Annotated in this window: 15 protein-coding genes and 1 pseudogene; 11 read left to right on the forward strand and 5 right to left on the reverse strand. The window is 52.9% G+C overall.

Translation table 11 applies throughout. The features are described 5' to 3' along the window. Positions 1-28 precede the first annotated feature (28 nt). Positions 29-1,066, forward strand: coding sequence for an NADP-dependent oxidoreductase (locus HV350_RS12560; protein WP_016156570.1), 1,038 nt, complete (start codon positions 29-31; stop codon positions 1,064-1,066). A gap of 30 nt (positions 1,067-1,096) precedes the next feature. Here the strand turns inward: HV350_RS12560 and pqqU are convergent, their stop codons facing one another. Beyond that, positions 1,097-3,217 carry a TonB-dependent receptor PqqU gene (gene pqqU / locus HV350_RS12565; RefSeq protein ID WP_181630602.1) on the reverse strand — a complete coding sequence of 707 codons (2,121 nt, stop codon included), beginning with the start codon at positions 3,215-3,217 and terminating at the stop codon, positions 1,097-1,099. A 260-nt stretch (positions 3,218-3,477) separates the two neighbouring features. On the opposite strand from pqqU, the gene HV350_RS12570 reads away from it, so the two are divergent. Together HV350_RS12570 and HV350_RS12575 are read left to right on the forward strand one after the other, a co-directional pair. Then, entirely contained in the window at positions 3,478-4,539 is a 1,062-nt protein-coding gene (locus HV350_RS12570) for a YncE family protein (RefSeq protein WP_016153137.1), read from the forward strand. Positions 4,540-4,675: 136 nt separating this feature from the next. Next, positions 4,676-4,897 (forward strand): YgdI/YgdR family lipoprotein, encoded by a 222-nt coding sequence (locus HV350_RS12575; RefSeq protein WP_003020157.1) that lies wholly within the window; start codon positions 4,676-4,678, stop codon positions 4,895-4,897. Between the two features lie 42 nt (positions 4,898-4,939). Here the strand turns inward: HV350_RS12575 and ansP are convergent, their stop codons facing one another. After that, entirely contained in the window at positions 4,940-6,382 is a 1,443-nt protein-coding gene (gene ansP, locus HV350_RS12580; RefSeq protein WP_047358134.1) for an L-asparagine permease, read from the reverse strand. A 280-nt stretch (positions 6,383-6,662) separates the two neighbouring features. Continuing rightward, positions 6,663-8,204 (reverse strand): PAS domain-containing methyl-accepting chemotaxis protein, encoded by a 1,542-nt coding sequence (locus HV350_RS12585; RefSeq protein ID WP_086616429.1) that lies wholly within the window; start codon positions 8,202-8,204, stop codon positions 6,663-6,665. 516 nt (positions 8,205-8,720) lie between these two features. Here HV350_RS12585 and HV350_RS12590 point away from each other — a divergent pair. From HV350_RS12590 to HV350_RS12625, 7 genes and pseudogenes are all read left to right on the forward strand, one after another. Further along, positions 8,721-9,719, forward strand: a complete 999-nt coding sequence (locus tag HV350_RS12590; protein ID WP_181630604.1) for an MsnO8 family LLM class oxidoreductase — start codon at positions 8,721-8,723, stop codon at positions 9,717-9,719. Then, positions 9,719-10,840, forward strand: coding sequence for an amidohydrolase (locus tag HV350_RS12595; RefSeq protein ID WP_181630605.1), 1,122 nt, complete (start codon positions 9,719-9,721; stop codon positions 10,838-10,840). Before HV350_RS12590 ends, HV350_RS12595 begins: the two co-directional genes overlap by 1 nt. Positions 10,841-10,865: 25 nt before the next feature. Beyond that, positions 10,866-13,124, forward strand: a pseudogene (locus HV350_RS26660) (NtaA/DmoA family FMN-dependent monooxygenase). A gap of 10 nt (positions 13,125-13,134) precedes the next feature. After that, positions 13,135-13,644 carry a GNAT family N-acetyltransferase gene (locus HV350_RS12610; RefSeq protein ID WP_016153131.1) on the forward strand — a complete coding sequence of 170 codons (510 nt, stop codon included), beginning with the start codon at positions 13,135-13,137 and terminating at the stop codon, positions 13,642-13,644. Between the two features lie 9 nt (positions 13,645-13,653). Further along, on the forward strand, positions 13,654-14,580 hold the full coding sequence (locus tag HV350_RS12615) for an amino acid ABC transporter permease (protein ID WP_016153130.1): 927 nt from the start codon (positions 13,654-13,656) through the stop codon (positions 14,578-14,580). Then, positions 14,564-15,337 (forward strand): amino acid ABC transporter ATP-binding protein, encoded by a 774-nt coding sequence (locus HV350_RS12620; RefSeq protein WP_016153129.1) that lies wholly within the window; start codon positions 14,564-14,566, stop codon positions 15,335-15,337. Before HV350_RS12615 ends, HV350_RS12620 begins: the two co-directional genes overlap by 17 nt. An 83-nt stretch (positions 15,338-15,420) precedes the next feature. Next, complete coding sequence (locus HV350_RS12625; protein WP_016153128.1) at positions 15,421-16,038, forward strand: glutathione S-transferase family protein; 618 nt, start codon at positions 15,421-15,423, stop codon at positions 16,036-16,038. 69 nt (positions 16,039-16,107) lie between these two features. Here the strand turns inward: HV350_RS12625 and HV350_RS12630 are convergent, their stop codons facing one another. Next, on the reverse strand, positions 16,108-17,418 hold the full coding sequence (locus HV350_RS12630) for an MFS transporter (protein WP_131350794.1): 1,311 nt from the start codon (positions 17,416-17,418) through the stop codon (positions 16,108-16,110). 73 nt (positions 17,419-17,491) lie between these two features. Next, positions 17,492-18,688, reverse strand: coding sequence for an L-talarate/galactarate dehydratase (locus HV350_RS12635; protein WP_016153126.1), 1,197 nt, complete (start codon positions 18,686-18,688; stop codon positions 17,492-17,494). 319 nt (positions 18,689-19,007) lie between these two features. Between HV350_RS12635 and HV350_RS12640 the strand changes: the two genes are divergently transcribed. After that, positions 19,008-20,012: a LacI family DNA-binding transcriptional regulator gene (locus tag HV350_RS12640; protein ID WP_047417410.1), complete on the forward strand. Its 1,005-nt coding sequence runs from the start codon at positions 19,008-19,010 to the stop codon at positions 20,010-20,012. The last annotated feature ends 12 nt before the right edge of the window (positions 20,013-20,024 follow it).

Here is a 20,024-nt window from a genome sequence, read left to right on the forward strand (position 1 = left end):
AATCATGCCAAAAGCAGAGGAGCACATCATGGGTCAACAGACTAATCGCAATCGCCGCTGGGTACTGGCTTCCCGCCCGCATGGCGCGCCGGTCCCGGAAAACTTCCGTCTTGAAGACGATGAGGTGGCAACGCCGGGTGAAGGCCAGGTTTTACTGCGCACCATTTTTCTTTCCCTCGATCCCTACATGCGTGGACGCATGAGCGATGAGCCGTCTTACTCCCCGCCGGTAGAGATTGGCGGCGTGATGGTTGGCGGGACCGTGAGTCGCGTGGTGTCCTCCAACCATCCTGATTACCAGCCAGGCGAGTGGGTGCTGAGCTACAGCGGCTGGCAGGACTATGACATCTCCGACGGTAACGGGCTGGTGAAACTTGGCGATAATCCCGAACATCCCTCCTGGGCGCTGGGAGTGATGGGGATGCCAGGGTTTACTGCTTATATGGGGCTGCTGGATATTGGTCAGCCAAAAGCAGGGGAAACGCTGGTTGTGGCCGCCGCCACCGGCCCGGTTGGCGCAACGGTAGGGCAGATTGGTAAGCTCAAAGGCTGCCGGGTGATCGGGGTTGCTGGCGGGGCAGAAAAATGCCGACATGCCACCGAGGTCTTGGGCTTTGATGTCTGCCTCGATCACCATGCACAAGATTTTGCGCAACAGCTGGCAAAAGCCTGTCCGCAGGGGATCGATATTTACTACGAAAACGTCGGCGGTAAGGTATTTGACGCCGTTCTGCCATTGCTCAATACCTCTGCGCGCATTCCGCTGTGCGGACTGGTCAGCGGTTACAACGCCACATCGCTTCCAGGCGGACCCGATAGATTACCTTTGCTGATGGCAACGCTGCTGAAAAAGCGAATTCGGATGCAGGGCTTTATCATTGGTCAGGATTATGGTCACCGCATTCAGGAGTTTCAGCGGGAGATGGGGCGCTGGGTTAAAGAGGGCAAAATCCATTACCGCGAGCAAATCACCGACGGTCTGGAAAATGCGCCGCAGACCTTTATCGGCCTGCTGACCGGCAAAAACTTCGGTAAAGTGGTGATTCGTCTTGCAGACGATGCGTAAAACGGATGGCGGGAGTCATTCCCGCCAGTGTTATTCAAAACGCCAGGCCAGATTAATCCCTACGCCATAGTTTCGTCCTGGCGCCGGTTCGTAATATCGACCATTTGCCTCATTCACTATCACCGAACCGACGTAGGACTTATCAAACAGATTATCCACCCGACCGAACAGGTCGATCATCAGACTGCGGTAATAAAATTTATAGCCGGTATTTAAACCCACTACGGTATAGGACGGGGCTTGCGCCGTATTTTCATCATTTGCCATAATGTTGCTCATATAACGAACATCAGTTCCCGCATACCAACCTTCATCAGGCACGTAGCTCAGCGAAGCAAATCCCATGTTTTGCGCAATGCCAGGCAGGCGGTTGCCGTTGCAGTTTTGATCGCCACAGACGTTGCTGCGGTAGGTCGCATCCAGCCAGGTCCATGCAGCTTTTACACGCCAGCTTGCGGCAAAGCGTTGGTCCCAGGATAACTCACCTCCCTGACGGCGGGTTTTTCCAGCGTTTTTGTAGGTTGTCCGCCCGCCGCTACTGCTGTCAACCACGATCTCGTCATCGGTATCGGTCTGGAATAGCGCTGCGGTAAACAGCCCATCGCCGATACGCGTTTTACTGCCGATTTCCACGGTATCGTTTGTGGAAGGATGTAGGTCAAAATTCATCCCACTTTGGCCGTCGGAGCGGTAAGACAACTCGTTGATGGTGGGCGTTTCGAACCCACGTCCCGCGGCCAGGTAGACGTTCCAGGCATCGGTGATGGCGTATTTTAACGATCCGGCAGGTAACCACTGGTGATAGCTGGCGTCACCGCTGTCATCTCCGTTACCAGGCGTAATATAGCGATCGTTAGAATCAAACCACACCGAACTGTAGCGAACCCCGGCATCCAGCGAGAGTTTCTGCGTTAATTGCCACTGGGTTTGCAGATAGGGATCGACATTCCACATCAGGTTACGTTCGTTACGTCGTAAGTCGCCTTTCTGACCATATTCTGGCACGCCATCATCAAGGCGAAAGTTGTTGTAGCCTTTACGGTTTTCGCTCATGTTTTCGTAATTCAGACCGGTGGTGAAGGTCACGGGTACGCCCAGCTCGCCACGGTGAGTCCAGCGGTTGTCTATCCCCTGATAATGACGTTGCAGGGTAATAACGCCTCCGGCATGAGAGGGTTTTAACTGCGGGGCCATCGGGATTGACTGATACTGAGTGGTTTCACGCTCGCCCGCATAAGTCATGATGCTGATATCATCCTTCGCGCTAAGCTGGCGTTCATAGCGCAACCCCGCCTGGGTCTGCTTGATGGTTTTTCGCGTGTTGTATTGCTCAGCGCGGGGAGATTGCTGCGGATTGGCCTGCCACTCCGACTCGGTAAGACCACCAGGATCGTCAGCTTTACTCTCTACACTATTGAAAATCAGGGTTAGTTTGCTCGTATCGTCCATGCGCACGCCCAGTTTGGCATTGGCCAGATTTTTTTGGGCGCTGCTGCGATCGCGATAACCATGGGTGGTAAACCGGGTTGTTGAAACGGTGTAATCCACATCCCCTCGCTGTGTGCCATCGCCCAGTGCGCCCGTTGCTTTTAACCCGTAGCGCCAACTGCCAAAACTGCCGTAATAACTGCTGGCTTCAATGGTTGGCGGCTCATGTCCCGTTTCAGTGCTGACATTCATCACTCCACCAGACGCATTGCCATACAGAGCAGAGAAGGGGCCGCGTAAAACCTCAATATTTTGTACGCTGCTGATATCAATATTGGATGTTTGACCCTGCCCATCCGGCATGGTTGCTGGGATCCCGTCGACATACAAACGAATGCCGCGGATGCCATAAGTGGTTCGCGAACCAAATCCGCGAATCGACAACTGGAGATCCTGGGCGTAGTTCTGCCGATTTTGCACCTGTAGCCCAGGGACGCTGGTCAGGGATTCAGACAGATTAATTCGCGGCGTTGCCAGACGCATATCTTCTCCGTCAACGACGCTGACGGCGGCAGGGGTGTCCAGTTCAGAAACGGACTGTGGTGTCGCGCTAACGATCAGCGTTTGATCGTTTATCTCACTTTCTGCCACGGCATAAGGCGAGAGGAAGACAGGCAGTAAAGAAACAGGAAGTGCAGTGTAGCGGGATGCAAAAATCGTCATGAACAAGGCCAGTTAATGATGCTTACGCCGTAACACCAGCGATAAGCGCGTGAATTTTTTTATAAAAGATGAATTTTAGCGCTGCTGAATTGCGCTAGTTTTTCGGGCAATGACAACGATTGTAGTCAATATGTGAAGAAGTGCTCCACTTTGAGATGAATAATGATTACTATTCTCATTCCTAAAAAAGGCAAAACCATGATTTTGCTCATTGAAGCTATGTGAAGCAGTAACAAACGAATTTATCAAAGGGAGTCGTCATGTCTTTACGTCATCTGTTTTCGCCGCGTCTGCGTGGTTCTTTACTGTTAGGTTCACTGCTCGTTGCATCATCTTTTACTACGCAGGCTGCAGAAGAACTGCTGCGCAAAGCCGTGGGCAAAGGCGCCTATGAAATGGCGTACAGTCAGCAAGAGAACGCGCTGTGGCTGGCGACCTCGCAGAGCCGCAAACTGGATACCGGCGGGGTGGTTTACCGTCTTGACCCGGTCACCCTCGAAGTGACTCAGGTTATTCATAACGATCTCAAACCGTTTGGCGCCACCATCAACAACGCCACGCAAACGCTGTGGTTCGGCAACACGGTAAACAGCGCGGTGACGGCAATGGATGCTAAAACGGGCGCGGTGAAAGGACGTCTGGTGCTGGATGCGCGTAAGCGTTCTGAAGACGTTCGCCCACTGCAGCCGCGTGAGCTGGTCGCCGATGACGCCACCAACACGGTATACATTAGCGGTATTGGTAAAGAGAGCGTGATTTGGGTGGTGGACGGTGATGCCATTAAATTGAAGGACACCATTCAAAATACCGGCAAAATGAGCACCGCTCTGGCTGTCGACAGCAAGGCTAAACGCCTGTACACCGCCAATGCGGACGGTGAATTCATCACTATCGATACCACCACCAACAAAATTCTCAGCCGTAAAAAGCTGCTGGATGATGGAAAAGAGCATTTCTTCATCAACCTGAGTCTGGACACGGCGGGCAACCGCGCCTTTGTCACCGACTCTAAAGCGGCGGAAGTGCTGGTAATCGACACCCGTAATGGCAACGTCCTGGCAAAAGTCGCCGCGCCGGAATCCCTGGCCGTGCTGTTTAACCCGGCGCGTAACGAGGCCTACGTGACCCATCGTCAGGCCGGCAAAGTGAGCGTGATCGACGCGAAAAGCTATAAAGTCGTTAAAACGTTCGAGACCCCAACATTCCCGAATAGCCTGGCGCTCTCCGCCGACGGTAAAACCCTGTACGTTAGCGTGAAACAGAAGTCCACCCGCGAGCAGGAAGCCACCCAGCCGGACGATGTTATTCGTATTGCGCTGTAATTAACCGGAGGGGGAAACCCCTCCTGTCACTTCTCTAAATCCCCCGATACGCCTCGTTACACCCGGCCAGTAGCCTGACCCACTTCAGGGACTTACACTACGCCCTCAACGGCTAACTGAATAACACGGGAATACCATGAAAAAGCCATTTATCTGTCTTTGTGCAGGCGTAATGCTGTTTACATTGGCAGGATGCACCACCGATTACGTTATGACGACCAAAAGCGGACAAACCATCACCACCCAGGGTAAGCCAAAACTGGATAAAGACACGGGAATGACCAGCTATACCGATCAGGATGGGAATGCGCGGGAAATTAACAGCAACGACGTAGCGCAGTTGATTGAAGCGAACTAAAAAAAGAAGGCCTGAAGGATTAACCTGTCAGGCCTTCTGCCGTTATGGCGCGGTGCGGTGGATCTCTGCAACACGTTTACGCACGCCGAACCAGCCCGCGACCAGCAGGATGGCAATCAGCGGTAATGACGCGATGGTATAGGTGCCGTTTGGATAGTCAAACGCCATCAATACCAGTACGCTCACCAGGAACAGCAGCGTTAACCACGAGGTAAACGGTGCGCCCGGCAGTTTAAAGCTGACGTCTGCCGTTTTACCTTCTTTTATGGCCCGGCGCAGACGCATCTGACAGACCATGATAAACCCCCACGACGCAATAATGCCCAGTGACGCGAAGTTCAACACGATCTCAAACACCTGTGACGGCACCAGATAGTTCAGGAATACCCCGACGACATACACGACCAGCGTGGCGAGGATCCCGGCCCACGGCACCTGTTGACGGCTCATTTTAGCCATGAATTTCGGTGCCGAACCGCCCATCGACATGGAGCGTAAAATACGCCCGGTACAGTACAACCCTGAGTTAAGGCTGGAAAGCGCCGCGGTGAGCACCACAATATTCATGATACTGCCAATGTACGGCACGCCCAGTTTGGAAAAGAAGGTCACAAACGGGCTTTGCCCCGCCTGATAGGCGTTCCAGGGCAGTAGCAGAACCAGCAGCACGACAGAACCCACATAGAACAGACCAATACGCCAGATAACGCTATTGATTGCTTTCGGCACCATCGTTTGCGGATCTTTGCACTCACCGGCGGCGGTACCCACCAGTTCAATAGAGGCAAAGGCGAAAACAACACCCTGTACCAGTACCAGCGCAGGCAGCAGGCCATGCGGGAAGAAGCCGCCGTTGTCGGTAATCAGGTGAAAACCCGTGGCGTTACCATCCAGCGGCTTTCCGGTACCTAAAAAAACGGTACCTACCACCAGGAAAATCACAATTGCCAGTACCTTAACCAGCGCAAACCAAAACTCCATCTCCGCGAACCACTTCACGCCGATCATGTTCATGGTGCCGACAATAGCCAGCGCGCCGAGGGCGAACACCCACTGCGGCACGTCGCCAAATGCGCCCCAGTAGTGCATATACAACGCCACCGCGGTGATATCGACAATGCCGGTCATCGCCCAGTTGATGAAGTACATCCAGCCAGCCACATAGGCGGCTTTCTCACCTAAAAATTCACGGGCGTAGGAAACGAAGCTACCGCTGGAAGGGCGATGTAAAACCAGTTCGCCGAGCGCGCGCAGTATAAAAAACGAAAAAATACCGCATACCAGATAGACCAGCGCCAAAGCCGGGCCGGCCATCTGCAGGCGTGCGCCTGCCCCTAAAAACAACCCGGTACCAATTGCGCCGCCAATGGCGATCATTTGTACCTGTCGATTGCCCATCGCTTTGTGATACCCCTCTTCGTGAGCATTCAACCAGCGTCGTTTCGCCGCATGTTGTTCCGCGGCTTGCGTGTTGTTTGTGTTCATTACGATTCCTGTTGACCTGACAAAAATACAACATCCTTTTTGCCGCACCTGCTGCGGCGAAAACAGCCTTACCCTTCATTGTGTTACGGGGGAAAACTGCCGGCCGAGCATCCTACATTCAATTGATTGGTTCCGCAAAGCCCCGGTAACAAGAATTAAGCATTTTTATGCAGCCGGTACTGGCGCGGTGTGGCCTCGATTCAGCCAATAAAGGAGAAGGGCGTTTATACCTGTAGAGGAGTGCGCTTATCGAGACATTCACCCAATAAGCGCCGTAACGTTATGCCGATACGCCAAAGACCTGAACGGCCTGCTGTAAGCGTGATGAACGCTGGGTCAGATCGGCGGTGGCGTCGGTGACGCGCTCCACCATCTCGGCATTATTGTGTGTCATGGTGCCAACGCGTGAAATTGAATCGTTAATCAGATCCAAAGCCTGGGTTTGCTCACGCGTGGCCAGACTAATGTCTTTGATCATCATCGACATCTGCAGTACATCCCCAATCATCCCGGTGAGATGCGTTTCCGTTTGCTCCACCATTTTGACGCCGCTATTAACATTGGCGACGTTCTTCTCAATAAGCTGTTTGATCTCTTTTGCCGCAGACGCCGAGTGTTGGGCCAGATTGCGGACTTCTGCCGCGACAACGGCGAAGCCACGCCCGGATTCCCCGGCTCGCGCGGCCTCAACCGCGGCATTGAGCGCCAGAATATTGGTCTGAAAGGCGATGCTGTCGATCACGCCAATGATGTCAACGATCTGCCCGTTGTCACGCGATATCGCCTGCATCATGGCGATAGTTTGTTTCATGATATCGCCGCCTTCTGCAGCGTTGGCGCTGGTTTTATCGGCCATGGTCATGGTATGTGCCGCCGTCTCAGCGGTTTGTTGTACCGCGCTACCAATTTCTTCAATGGCCGCAGCGGTTTGTTGCAGGTCGGCAGAGGTTTCTTCTGAACGCTGATGCAGCGCCGTACCTTCTTTTGACACCCGCTGACTGATAGCGCGAATACCGGAAATTTGCGTACTGACGTCATCGACCAGAGAATTCAGATTAAGTCCGGACTGATTAACCAGTCGCATTAGCATTCCGATCTCATCCACCCGATTTAAATGACAGTTATCAGGTTTACGTCCGGACACCACTTTTTTCATTTGCGTCAGGAGCGTATTAACTGGCTGACAAATTTGATACTTAAGGTAAATAGCCAGCGCCATAAATAACACCAGCAAGCCACCCGACTGAATAAATGGATTAAACGGGGCGAAGATAAATAGCAAAGCGAGCAGGGCCGTCACCCCTAAAGAATAATTGACGCGCTGGCTGATATTCAGCCATTTAAACATGGAGGTCCATGCCAATAAGCCGCGACGAATGATAATCCCTTTAAAAAGTCGAAAGCCTTTAAACTGCTGACTATTCATTTTTTGGTATAAATTTTCGCTGTGAGTTATTTCATCACGCGAAGGAACGGTACGCACCGAGATGTAACCGGTGAGTTTTTCATTGTGCCAGACCGGCGTAACATTGGCGCGAACCCAGTAATGGTCACCATTTTGGCGGCGGTTTTTCACCATACCCGTCCAGCTGTCTCCCTGCTGTAGCGTGTACCACATATCGGCGAATGCAGCGGGAGGCATGTCAGGATGGCGAATAATATTATGCGCTTCGCCCATTAATTGATCTTCGTTAAATCCGCTGGCATCGATAAAAGCAGAGTTAGCGTAGGTAATATGACTTTCTTTATCCGTCGTTGAAAGCAGCGTCGCTTTGTCGTTAAGTGCGTGCTCAATTTGTGTAACGGGCATGTTACTTTTCATAGAGGCCCCATAATGATATGTATAATCCATACAAAAATTCCCGCAATAAAATCGGGATGAATATTAAAAAGCCGTTTTAAACCGTTTTAATAAGAAACGCTGCATTCTCTACTAATCATCATTTCTGTGGAAGTATTTAAATTAAAAAATCTCTGTGGAATATTCATTCAGGGTCATAAAACTGAAACATTTTATACAACCGCATAACGTTTTAAGTCATTTAACCTGACTTAACGTAAATCGCGTTAAAAAACGTTTTCGCAAAAAGAAAACTGGCATGAAATGATTTGGATGTTATTCCCGTGAGACCAACGACCCTATTATATTTTGTAGGCCATACATTCCGCGTGTTTTCAGTTTCGTGTTCCGACCAGTACAAGGCGATCCGAATTTTATCCCTGACAGCGTCAGGGCTGGTTATCTACTTTTTAGCTGAGCAAATGTGAATTAAATGTTTCTGCATGGTTATCTGATAATTTAATAATAATGACATGTTAACAAGCATAGGCCCGTAACATGTCATATCGCCTGAGTATTCTGGATAAAAGCCCCCTCGGGGAAGGTGAAACCGCCGCGATGGCGCTTGCCCGGACGTTACGTCTGGCGCAGCAGGCAGAAGAGTGGGGATACCATCGTTTCTGGATCGCGGAACACCATAATACGCCACAGCTGGCCAGCCCATCACCGGAGCTAGTGATTGCCTGGATCCTCGGGCAAACCCAGCGTATTCGTGTAGGCTCCGGTGGCGTGATGCTGCAACATTACAGCCCGTACAAAGTGGCGGAAAACTTCAATCTTCTGGCCTCGCTGGCACCCGGGCGTGTCGATCTCGGCGTAGGGAAAGCCCCTGGCGGCTTACCACTGTCGACTCAGGCACTACAGCAAGGAGTGCATCAGGATGAAAAAGGCAGTTTTGCCGACCAACTTTCCCAGCTTAACGACTGGCTGACGCTGAGCGGCACGGAAAGCGGGGAAACGGTATTTCCGACGCCAATCCCACCGATACCGCCGGAAGGATTTGTCCTGGGAGCCAGTGTGCAAAGCGCACAGTTAGCAGCGCAATTCAATTGGCATTTTATCTTCGCGGCACACCTCAACGGTGACCGCGCGTTATTGCGTGACGTTTTGTCCTTCTGGCAGACCCACAGCGCACGTCCGACGATAGTTGCCGTACAAGTGATTGTGGCTGACAGTAACGATACCGCCGCGCAGCTTGCGGAAAACGTGCAAATCTGGGGCGTGGAGCTGGAGAATGGTCAACGTGTCACGGTAGCCAGCGAAGAGCAGGCGCTGGCATTCGCCGCGCAGGCCGGCAGTCCGCCACGCAAAATCGCGCGTCGTGAGCAGGCGTTGTTACACGGCACGGCTCAGGAGGTGATGGCGAAGCTGAATGCCCTGCATACGCAATTTGGCATTGATGAGTTCATTATCGACACGCCAGTGGCGGAAGGTCACGCGCGTCTGACATCGCTGCGGTTGTTGGCGCAAGCCCATAACGCCGTGGAGGTGCTCTGATGACTCTGGCCTCAACGCTTATCAACTGGCGTCGTGAATTACACCAGCACCCGGAACTTTCCCTGCAAGAGGCGGCAACGACGGCGCGCATTCACGCCTGGCTGCACGCAGCGGACGTCGAGATTTTGCCGTTCGACCTGAAAACCGGTCTGGTCGCGGAAATCGGGCAGGGAGAAGAGGTCATCGCGCTGCGAGCAGATATCGATGCGCTACCGATAGAAGAAAGCGCCGATGTGCCGTTTCGCTCCCTCACGCCGGGAGTGATGCATGCCTGCGGACATGACGTTCACACCAGCGTCATGCTGGGCGCCGCGCTGCTGCTTAAACAACAGGAAACACACTTACCGGGTCGAGTACGAATTTTGTTTCAGCCCGCTGAAGAGAGTTTCGGTGGCGCAAAAACGCTGATCCGCGCCGGTGCGCTGCACAACGTTGCGGCTATTTTCGGCATGCACAATGAGCCAGGTTTACCGGTGGGGGAATTTGCCACACGCGGCGGTGCGTTCTATGCCAACGTCGATCGCTTCGTGCTGCGTATTAATGGCAAGGGCGCACATGCGGCGCGTCCGCATGAAGGCAGAGATGCCATCCTGCTCGCCAGCCAACTGGTCACGGTGTTGCAAAGCGTTGCCAGTCGCGACGTTAACACACTGGATTCAGTGGTGCTTAGCGTGACCCGTATTCAGGGAGGAAATACATGGAATGTGTTGCCAGAATCCGTTGAGCTGGAAGGGACGCTCAGAACGCACCGGACTTCGGTGCAACAGCAGGTTAAAGCACGGGTTAATGACATCGCCGCCGGTTTTGCCCACGCCTTTGGCGCACAAATCGACGTTATCTGGCACGCGGGGCCGACCGCGTTGGTAAACGATGCACGTTGGGCCGATATCGCCACCGCCGTGGCGAAACAATCAGGCTACACCACCCACCATGCCGACCTGCATATGGGCGGCGAGGATTTTGCCGTCTATCTGCAAAATACGCCTGGCGCATTTGTCAGTATTGGCAGCGCCAGTGAATACGGATTACATCACCCGGGCTTTAATCCGGACGAACGTTTAATTGAACCTGCCGCGCATTACTTTGCACAGTTAGCAAAAACGGCATTCGCACATCTTTAAGTTTACCTGTTGGGTAGGGGTTATTATGGCTGAAAATCGGCAACTACGGCTCGGCACTATTCTGCATGGCGCAGCGGGAAATATGTCCGCATGGCGTCATCCGGCGGCACAGGCCGATGCCAGTATTAATTTTGATTTTGTCAAAGAGACGGCGCTTATTGCGGAAAAAGGGAAGCTGGATTTTATTTTTGTCGCCGATGGTCTGTATATTAATGAAAAATCAATCCCACACTTTTTAAATCGCTTTGAGCCGCTGACGGTATTATCTGCTTTGGCCAGCATTACCCAAAATCTGGGATTGGTTGGCACGGTATCCACGTCATACAGCGAGCCGTTTACTACCGCACGGCAGTTCGCCAGCCTTGATCATCTCAGCCAGGGGCGAGCCGGATGGAACGTGGTCACATCACCTCTGGAGGGTTCGGCAAAGAACTATTCCCGTGCTCAGCATCCAGAACATGCCCTGCGTTATCGTATCGCCGATGAATATTTACAGGTGGTGAAAGGACTGTGGGATTCCTGGGAAGATGATGCTTTTACCCGTAATAAGGCAAGCGGAGAATTTTTTAATCCGCAAAAACTGCACACGCTTAACCATCATGGAGATTATTTTCAGGTCGCAGGGCCGTTAAATATTGGGCGCACGCCACAAGGCCGTCCGATTATATTTCAAGCGGGTGCTTCACAGGATGGTAAGAAATTAGCAGCGCAGCATGCCGATGCTATTTTTACCCATCAGGAGTCGCTGGCGGAGGCCAAAGAGTTCTATCAGGATGTAAAAAGCCAGTTGGCCTACGCCGGGCGACATCCCGAACAACTGCATATATTCCAGGGCGTCAGCGTGATTGTTGGCGACAGCGCTGAGGATGTTGAGCAGCAGTATCAGACTACCGCTGCGCTGGTCTCTATTACCGACGCGCTGAACTACCTGGGCCGCTACTTTGAACATCATGATTTCGCCCAATATCCACTGGACGCACCGTTCCCGGATTTGGGCTCCCTTGGACAAAACAGCTTTCGCAGTACGACTGATGAGATCAAACGCAACGCGCGTGAGCGTGGCTTAACGCTACGCCAGGTTGCTCTGGAAGCGGCCAGTCCACGCCCACGTTTCAGCGGTACGCCGCAACAGGTTGCCGATGGTCTTCAGCAGTGGTTCGACGAAAAAGCCGCAGACGGTTTTATCATCCAGGGTGGAACACCAGATACCTTCCCACGTTTTGTCGAACAGGTTGTCCCCGTGCTTCAGGCGCGTGGCCTGTTCCGCCATGAATATCCCGGTACGACCCTGCGCGCAAGCCTGGGACTCGCGACACCTGCAAACCAATTCACACAATAAGAGAAAAACGCTATGCAGAAAAAATCAGTTTTCCTCGCGCTGTCACTGGCTTTCAGCGCTAACGTCTGGGCAAATGATGTGACTATTAACGGTACGGGCGTAAGCCTGGAAGCCAATAAAACGCCAATTAATACGGCAAAAAATCCGCAGGCGATTGCGCAGTTGCCCGCGAACCTGCACCTGGCCGTACCGGGTAAATTCACCGTGGCGATTGCCGGGCTAAGCCAGCCGCCGCTGACCGTCTTTGCCGATGACAATAAGACACTGATCGGCAGCGAGGCGGACATCGCTCGTCTGGTGGCTGATAGTCTGGGGCTGGAACTCAACGTCGTGCCCACGTCATGGGAAGACTGGCCGCTGGGCGTCACGTCCGGCAAATATGATGCCGCGATCAGCAATATTACCGTCACCAAAGCCCGCAAAGAGAAATTCGATTTCGCGACGTATCGTAAGGACTCCCTTGGCTCCTATGTCAAAACCGGCAGTAAGCTGAAGAAAATCGAGCAGGCAGAAGATATTGCCGGTCTGCGCATCATCGTCGGTTCGGGGACAAATCAGGAAGCCATCCTGCTCGCCTGGAACGATGAGAACGTGAAGAAAGGGTTGCAGCCGTTTACGCCGGTGTATACCAAAGATGATGCCGCGCAAACCCTGGCTCTGCAGTCAGGCCGCGCCGATGCTTACTTCGGTCCTAACGTTATCGGCGCGTGGAAAGCTGCACTCAACGGTAAAACGCAACGGGTGGGCAGCGTTGATGGCGGTTGGCCAAAAGCGGCACACATCGCTGTGACGCTGAAAAAGGACAGCGGTCTGGTTCTGCCGGTACAAACCGCCCTCAACGGCGTAATTGGCAACGGCGACTATGACAAGGTGCTGAACCGCTGGGGAGAAGGGGTGGAACGTATTCCGCAATCTGAAATCAACCCGGCCGGTTTAGGCGACTAAGGAGGTCATCGTGAGCGATCAATTTCGCGTGGTCTCACCTGAAGCCAGCGAGCTGCAGCCAATTTTGAACGGTCTGTTCGGTGAATATGCCGCCCGCTATGGCGATTATTTTTCTCGCGACGCTGAAGTGGAGCTGACCGAATGGTATCTGGCACCGCAGGGACTTTTCGTGGTACTGGAGCGCAGCGGCGAGATTATCGCCACCGGGGCCTACAAACCTTACGACAAAGACACCGCCGAGATTAAGCGCATCTGGACGAAAAGCAGCCTGCGTCAGCAGGGGCTGGCGGCGCGCGTGGTGCAGGAGCTGGAACGCAGGGCGCTGCTGGCGGGCTACAGCCGGATTTATCTGACCACGGGATTTCGCCAGCCGGAGGCCGTGCGACTTTATTTAAGCCAGGGCTACGATCCGCAATTTGATACAGCGCGCGATCCCGAAGAGTACAGCCTGCCACCGTTTGATGGCCGGCTGCGCTTTACCAAACTGTTGACCATCGCCGGTCAGGCCAGAATAGCCTGAGGAGAGAAGATGAAAACGACGGAGAGTATTAAAGTCGTACCGGCGCGCTATCCGATGCGCACCGCAGGAGCAGTCATTGCCTTGTTTGTCCTGGCGGTGATTATCCAGTCCGTGGCGTTTAATCCGCGCTGGGAATGGGGCGTGTTTGCCCGTTGGTTCTTTGATCCGGTTATCTTGTCCGGCCTTGGGCAAACTCTGCTACTGACGCTTATCGGTACGCTGTTGAGTATTATCATCGGTGGTCTGCTGGCGCTGGCACGGCTTTCATCTTCCTGGTTGCTGAACGGTCTGGCATGGGGATACATCTGGCTGTTTCGTTCGTTACCGCTGATTGTGGTGCTCATCGTTTTGTACAACTTCTCCTATTTGTACGACACGCTGGCGATTGGTATTCCGTTTACTCCCATTCAATGGGGCAGTTTTGAGACCATCAATGTACTCGGCCAGTTTTCCACCGCGGTGGTTGGCCTGACGCTGGTGCAAAGCGCCTATACCGCTGAAATTATTCGTGGTGGATTTTTAGGGGTTGACCACGGCCAGTACGAAGCAGCGGCAGCGCTGGGCTTACCCGCATGGCGACGTACGCTGCGAATTATTCTGCCGCAGGCGCTGCGCACCATTTTGCCTGCTGGCTTCAATGAAATCATCAGTCTGGCGAAAGGGACGGCGATGGTATACGTGCTGGCAATGCCAGAGCTGTTCTACACCATCCAGATGATCTACAACCGCACGCAGGAAGTGATCCCGCTGCTGATGGTGGGTGCGGTGTGGTATCTGGTGATCACCAGCGTCCTGTCGTTAATTCAGCACCTGGTCGAACGCGCGCTGGCCCGCAGCGAGCGACGTTCCGCAATCAATACCGCCCGGGTGAGCCGTGCAGAAAAACGCAACCGTCAACGTCCACAGCAGGAGGCCGTCCATGTCCCACTCGCCTGAAGGCCATATTTCCATTACCGGCGTCAGCAAATACTTCGGTCGCCACAAAGCGCTGGATAATGTATCGCTGGAGATCCCTCCCGGAACGGTAACGGTTATTCTTGGCCCGTCCGGTTCAGGGAAATCCACACTCTTGCGGACGATCAACCATCTGGAGCGCGTCGATGAAGGGTTTATTCAAATCGATGGCGATTACATTGGTTATCGTCGGCAGGGAGACAAGCTGTATGAGCTGAAAGAGGCGGAAATTTTGCGCCAGCGCGTTAACGTCGGCTATGTGTTCCAGAATTTTAATCTGTTTCCGCACTTAACAGTGCTGGAGAATTTGATTGAAGCGCCCATTGCGCACGGTCTGGCATCGCGTAAAGCCGCCACCGAGCGGGCATTAACTCTGCTTGATGCCGTTGGCCTGCGTAATAAAGCCGATGCCTGGTCGCGTCATCTCTCCGGCGGTCAGCAGCAGCGTATCGCTATAGCCCGTGCGCTGGCGCTAAATCCACGCGTTATGCTGTTTGATGAACCCACTTCAGCGCTGGATCCTGAACTGGTAGGCGAAGTTCTGGATGTCATCAAAGCACTGGCGCAGTCGGGAACCACGCTGGTTGTGGTGACGCACGAGATTGGATTCGCCCGGGAAGTGGCGGATCAGGTGGTGTTTATGGTCGATGGCAAAATTGTCGAACAGGGCAGCAGCGAGCAGGTGCTGAATCATCCACGCCACACGCGCACCCAGCAGTTCTTGTCGAAAGTGCTGTGAACTTCAAGGGAAAGATAGGCAGGTCTGCATAGACTGACGAATGCTGCTCTACACTTAGGGTTTTAACTTTGGGGGGGGGCAGCATGATTAAGGTCTATGGGGTGCCGGGCTGGGGATCGGCCATCAGTGAAGTGATGCTCACACTGGCGGAGATCCCTTACAGCTTTATTGATGTGGATGGTTTTGACCGCGATGGGCCTTCGCGGGAGTTGCTTAAAAAAATGAATCCGTTGTGCCAGGTGCCCACACTGATACTGGAAAATGGTAACGTGATGACGGAAACGGCGGCGATCGCCCTGATGATCCTCGATCGTTGTCCTGAACTTGCGCCACCCGTTGGGCACGCTGAGCGCCAGCAGTTTCAGCGTCTGTTGATATGGCTGGTGGCAAATGTCTATCCAACGTTTACCTATGCCGATTATCCACAACGCTGGGTACCAGACGCCGCGGCGCAGTTAAAAAAGAACTGTATTGAGTACCGCAAATCGCTTTATATGTGGCTGAACGACCAGCTAAGCGCTGAGCCGTACGCGTTCGGCGATCAGCTAACACTGCTGGACGTTTATATTGCCGTTATGCGTACGTGGGGGCCGGGGCATGACTGGTTTCAGGACAACACGCCCAATATCAGCGCCATCGCTGACGCGGTTTGCCAGCACCCGCGACTGCGTACTGTACTGAAAAATAATAAGATTATTTAAACAAAAAAACGCTGTTCCGCAGGAGTGCAAATCCCGGAACAGCGGGCGAACTATCGCCATAAGCTTACATTACGCGACGGACGGGTTCAGCGTAATACGATCCAGTGGCCCCACGATAAACAGATAAGAAATCAGGCCAATCAGCCCCATCGAACCGACGTACAGAATGGCGTAATCGAATGACTGGGTATTCGCCAGAATGACGCCGATCACCAGCGGCGTGATAATACTCGCCATATTGCCGCACATATTGAATACGCCGCCAGCAATGCCGAGCACTTCTTTTGGTGAAGTATCGCTAAGTACGCACCATCCCAGATTGCCAAAGCCTTTGGCGAAAAATGCCAGACTCATCGCCGCGATAACCACAAATTCTGACGAGGTGTAGTTAGCGATAACGATGACACAGGAAAGTAACATTCCGCAGATAACGGGTAGCTTACGAGCAACCGTCAGGCTGTAGCCGCGTTTTAATAGCCAGTCTGAAAAAACGCCCCCTAACAATCCACCGATAAAACCGGCAATAGCAGGAATACTGGCGACAAACCCCACTTTAAGGATCGACATTCCTTTAGCCTGATACAGATAGGTAGGAAACCAGGTCAGGAAGAACCAGGTGATTGACGTCACGCAGAACTGCCCGATGTAAACGCCAATCATCATGCGGTTGACGCAGACGCTTTTTATTTGCGCAAAGGTAATCTTCTGTGGCTCTTTTTTATTTCCCAGCGACGGTTCGCCACCGCCTTCCCGGATATAGTCAATTTCCTGCTGGTTTACCTTCGGATGATGCATAGGATCTCTGACTTTTACCAGCCAGAAGATGCCAAGAATAACGCCAATCGCCCCAATGTAATAAAAAACAAAGTGCCAGCTGAGATTATGCAAAATAATCGTCATTAACGGTGTAATTACCCCTAACGAGATATATTGCGCGGCCTGGTAAACTGAGGTGACAAAGCCTCGTTCATTATTAGGAAACCACTGTACGCTTAATCGGCTGTTGGCAGGAAAGGCCGGAGCCTCAATGGCACCCATCAGTAAACGTAAGATTATCAATACCACAAGTGGACTGGCATACAGATAAATGGTGCCCTGAAACATGGTCACCAGTGACCAGCCAATCAGGGCGCAGCCGTATACCAGACGAGAACCGTAGCGATCAAGTAGCCAGCCGCCAGGCAATTGCATAATGACATAAGAAATACCGAAGGCAGAAAAGGCCAGCCCCATTGCTTCGGGATCAAAACCTAATTCTTTGCTCATAATCGGAGCCACGACGGATAACGTCGCGCGATCGGCGTAATTAAATACGGTGGCAAGAAACAGAAATATCAAAATACCGTAACGCACTTTTGTGCGCTTTATTATTGTGTTCATCACCCACTCCTTTCATAAGGTTGAGAGCGTTTCTGTAGGGAAGAGGGCGGGTATTACTTACCCGCCAAATAAATTAAGGACGTTTACCAAACTCGCAGGTTAATTGCGTCCAGCGGCGCGTCTGCTCGCTGATGCTGAACCCCAGACCGTGACGGTCGGAAACCCACATCCGACCATCGCGCAGCTCAAGCTGTTCATTAAATAACGGGTTCAGCCATTCGAAATGTTCCAACCATGGCTCAAGCGGGTAAGCGGCTGACAGATGCAGGTGAACTTCCATGGCAAAGTGCGGAGCCAGTTTGCGACCGTGTTTTGCTGCCAGGTCCATAATTTTCAGAAACGGTGAAATTCCCCCCACACGCGGTGCATCGGGCTGCACAAAATCACTGGCATTACCGAGGATCAGCTGTTCATGTTCGCGGAAACTGGTCAGCATTTCACCGGTAGCAATCGGGGTATCAAGCGCGGCGGCCAGTTGGGCGTGACCTTCCACATCGTAGGCATCCAGCGGCTCTTCAATCCAGATCAGATTGAACTGCTCCATTTTTCGTCCCATACGAATGGCGGTTTCTCGATCCCACTGCTGATTGGCATCGACCATCAGCGGGAAGTCATCGCCCAGCGCTTCACGCACCGCGGTTAAGCGGCGAATATCCTCGGCGCAGTTTGGCTGACCAACCTTGAGTTTGATGCCGCCAATGCCGTTTTCACGGGAAATAACGACGTTTTTGAGCACCTGATCCAGCGGCGTATGCAGGAATCCGCCGGAGGTGTTGTAACACTGCACGGAGTCCCGGTGTGCACCCAATAGTTTAGCCAGCGGCAACCCTGCACGCTTGGCCTTCATATCCCACAAGGCGATATCGATAGGGGAGATAGCCTGAACCGCCATGCCGCTGCGCCCTACGGAAGCTCCAGCCCACAGCAGCTTGGTGTAGATCTTGTCGATATCGTTTGGATCTTCGCCTAACAGGTTATCGGCAATTTCTTTGGCATGAGCATAGATTCCCTGGCCGCCAGCCCGTTTGGAGTAACTAAATCCAACGCCTTCAAACCCGTCGCGACTGCGGATCTCCGCGATAATAATAGCAACTTCGGTTAGGGGTTTCTGGCGACCGGTCAGCACTTTGGCATCGCTCACGGGTGTTGCCAGAGGAAGGAAAGCCAGGGACAGCTTAACCCACTCGATACGGTCGCCGGTTTCAGCCGCGGTTTTTGCATTGGCTGATTTGGCATACGTTACGGCATCGGAATTCGCACTTAATGACATTTTAATCTCTCCTGGTGATAACAAATGATTGCGCTAACATTTTTAGTGTTAGCGCAATCATTGCGCCAGCGAATTGAATGCGTTTTGAACAATCGCTCACAAATACTGAGACGAAAGGGCAGTAACTTGTAAACAGCATCACATTCCAATACTTTATGGGTAAATGCACAAGTCATTATGATGGCGCTATCATTTCAGATGGCGCTAATTAACTAAGCTGCTGTTTTCTCAGCGTTATCGTAGAGGGGCGCTGGCAATAGCCGAAATCATGATGAATAATGCCAGGATAAATCAGCGATTTTTGACAAGGGCATCGACAGTGAAAAATCCCAGACCTCCGCGCGCACCCACGCTGGAAGATGTTGCCCGTACCGCGGGGTTGTCGCCCATGACGGTGAGCAGGGCGTTGAATACCCCGCAACTGGTGCGCCCGAGAACAGTAGAAAAAGTGATGCAGGCGGTACGCGCCACTGGCTATATTCCCAACGCGCTGGCCGGGGGGCTGGCGTCGCGTCGCAGTAAGCTTATTGCTGTGGTTGTCCCACAAATTAACAACAATATGTTTGTCGATACCATCCAGTCATTAAGCGATGAACTGGCTGAACGCGGATACCACATCTTGCTCTGCGTGTCGGGTTATACGCCGCAAACAGAGGCTGAGCTGGTGGCAACGCTGCTTTCTCGTCGCCCGGATGGTGTAGTGCTCACCGGTATCCATCATACCGCCGAGCTGAAAAAGGTGATTCTTAATGCGGCCATCCCGGTCGTGGAAATATGGGATTTAACGCCAACGCCCATCGATATGCTGGTGGGGTTTTCGCACGAAAAAGTCGGGCAGGCGGTAGCAGACTATTTGCTGGACAAAGGGTATCGCCGTCCTGGTTTGCTATGGACCGCCGATCGCCGGGCAGGCCAGCGTAAACAAGGACTGTGCGATGCGCTGAGCCGTCATGGTATTGCGGCTGGTGCACAGGTGGATGTCCCGCTTCCTGCCTCTCTGGCATTGGGGCGTAGCGGGTTGGCACAGCTATTGGCTGAACGCGCGTTTGATGTCATCGTCTGTAGCTCAGATACGTTAGCCCAGGGGGCGATCATGGAAGCTGAAAGCCGTGGTCTACGCGTGCCGCAGGAATTAGCGGTAATCGGTTTTGGCGATCTCGACTTTGCCGCCAGTAACCGACCTGCCATCACCACCGTCAGCGTCGACAGACGGGCTATTGGACAACGCGCCGCCTCTCTGCTTGCCGATCGTATAGAACAAATTCCGCGTGAAGACGATATTATTGATGTTGGATTTCACCTGGTGGAACGAGAATCCGCATAAGTTAACTGCATC

The organism is Citrobacter sp. RHBSTW-01013, from assembly GCF_013781985.1.
Lineage (GTDB): Bacteria > Pseudomonadota > Gammaproteobacteria > Enterobacterales > Enterobacteriaceae > Citrobacter > Citrobacter braakii.

Excerpts from the sequence above, each read along its gene's own strand:
- HV350_RS12560 (WP_016156570.1), top strand. The coding sequence starts at position 29 with ATGGGTCAACAGACTAATCGCAATCGCCGCTGGGTACTGGCTTCCCGC.
- pqqU (WP_181630602.1), bottom strand. The coding sequence starts at position 3,217 with ATGACGATTTTTGCATCCCGCTACACTGCACTTCCTGTTTCTTTACTG.
- HV350_RS12570 (WP_016153137.1), top strand. The coding sequence starts at position 3,478 with ATGTCTTTACGTCATCTGTTTTCGCCGCGTCTGCGTGGTTCTTTACTG.
- HV350_RS12575 (WP_003020157.1), top strand. The coding sequence starts at position 4,676 with ATGAAAAAGCCATTTATCTGTCTTTGTGCAGGCGTAATGCTGTTTACA.
- ansP (WP_047358134.1), bottom strand. The coding sequence starts at position 6,382 with ATGAACACAAACAACACGCAAGCCGCGGAACAACATGCGGCGAAACGA.
- HV350_RS12585 (WP_086616429.1), bottom strand. The coding sequence starts at position 8,204 with ATGAAAAGTAACATGCCCGTTACACAAATTGAGCACGCACTTAACGAC.
- HV350_RS12590 (WP_181630604.1), top strand. The coding sequence starts at position 8,721 with ATGTCATATCGCCTGAGTATTCTGGATAAAAGCCCCCTCGGGGAAGGT.
- HV350_RS12595 (WP_181630605.1), top strand. The coding sequence starts at position 9,719 with ATGACTCTGGCCTCAACGCTTATCAACTGGCGTCGTGAATTACACCAG.
- HV350_RS12615 (WP_016153130.1), top strand. The coding sequence starts at position 13,654 with ATGAAAACGACGGAGAGTATTAAAGTCGTACCGGCGCGCTATCCGATG.
- HV350_RS12620 (WP_016153129.1), top strand. The coding sequence starts at position 14,564 with ATGTCCCACTCGCCTGAAGGCCATATTTCCATTACCGGCGTCAGCAAA.
- HV350_RS12625 (WP_016153128.1), top strand. The coding sequence starts at position 15,421 with ATGATTAAGGTCTATGGGGTGCCGGGCTGGGGATCGGCCATCAGTGAA.
- HV350_RS12630 (WP_131350794.1), bottom strand. The coding sequence starts at position 17,418 with ATGAACACAATAATAAAGCGCACAAAAGTGCGTTACGGTATTTTGATA.
- HV350_RS12635 (WP_016153126.1), bottom strand. The coding sequence starts at position 18,688 with ATGTCATTAAGTGCGAATTCCGATGCCGTAACGTATGCCAAATCAGCC.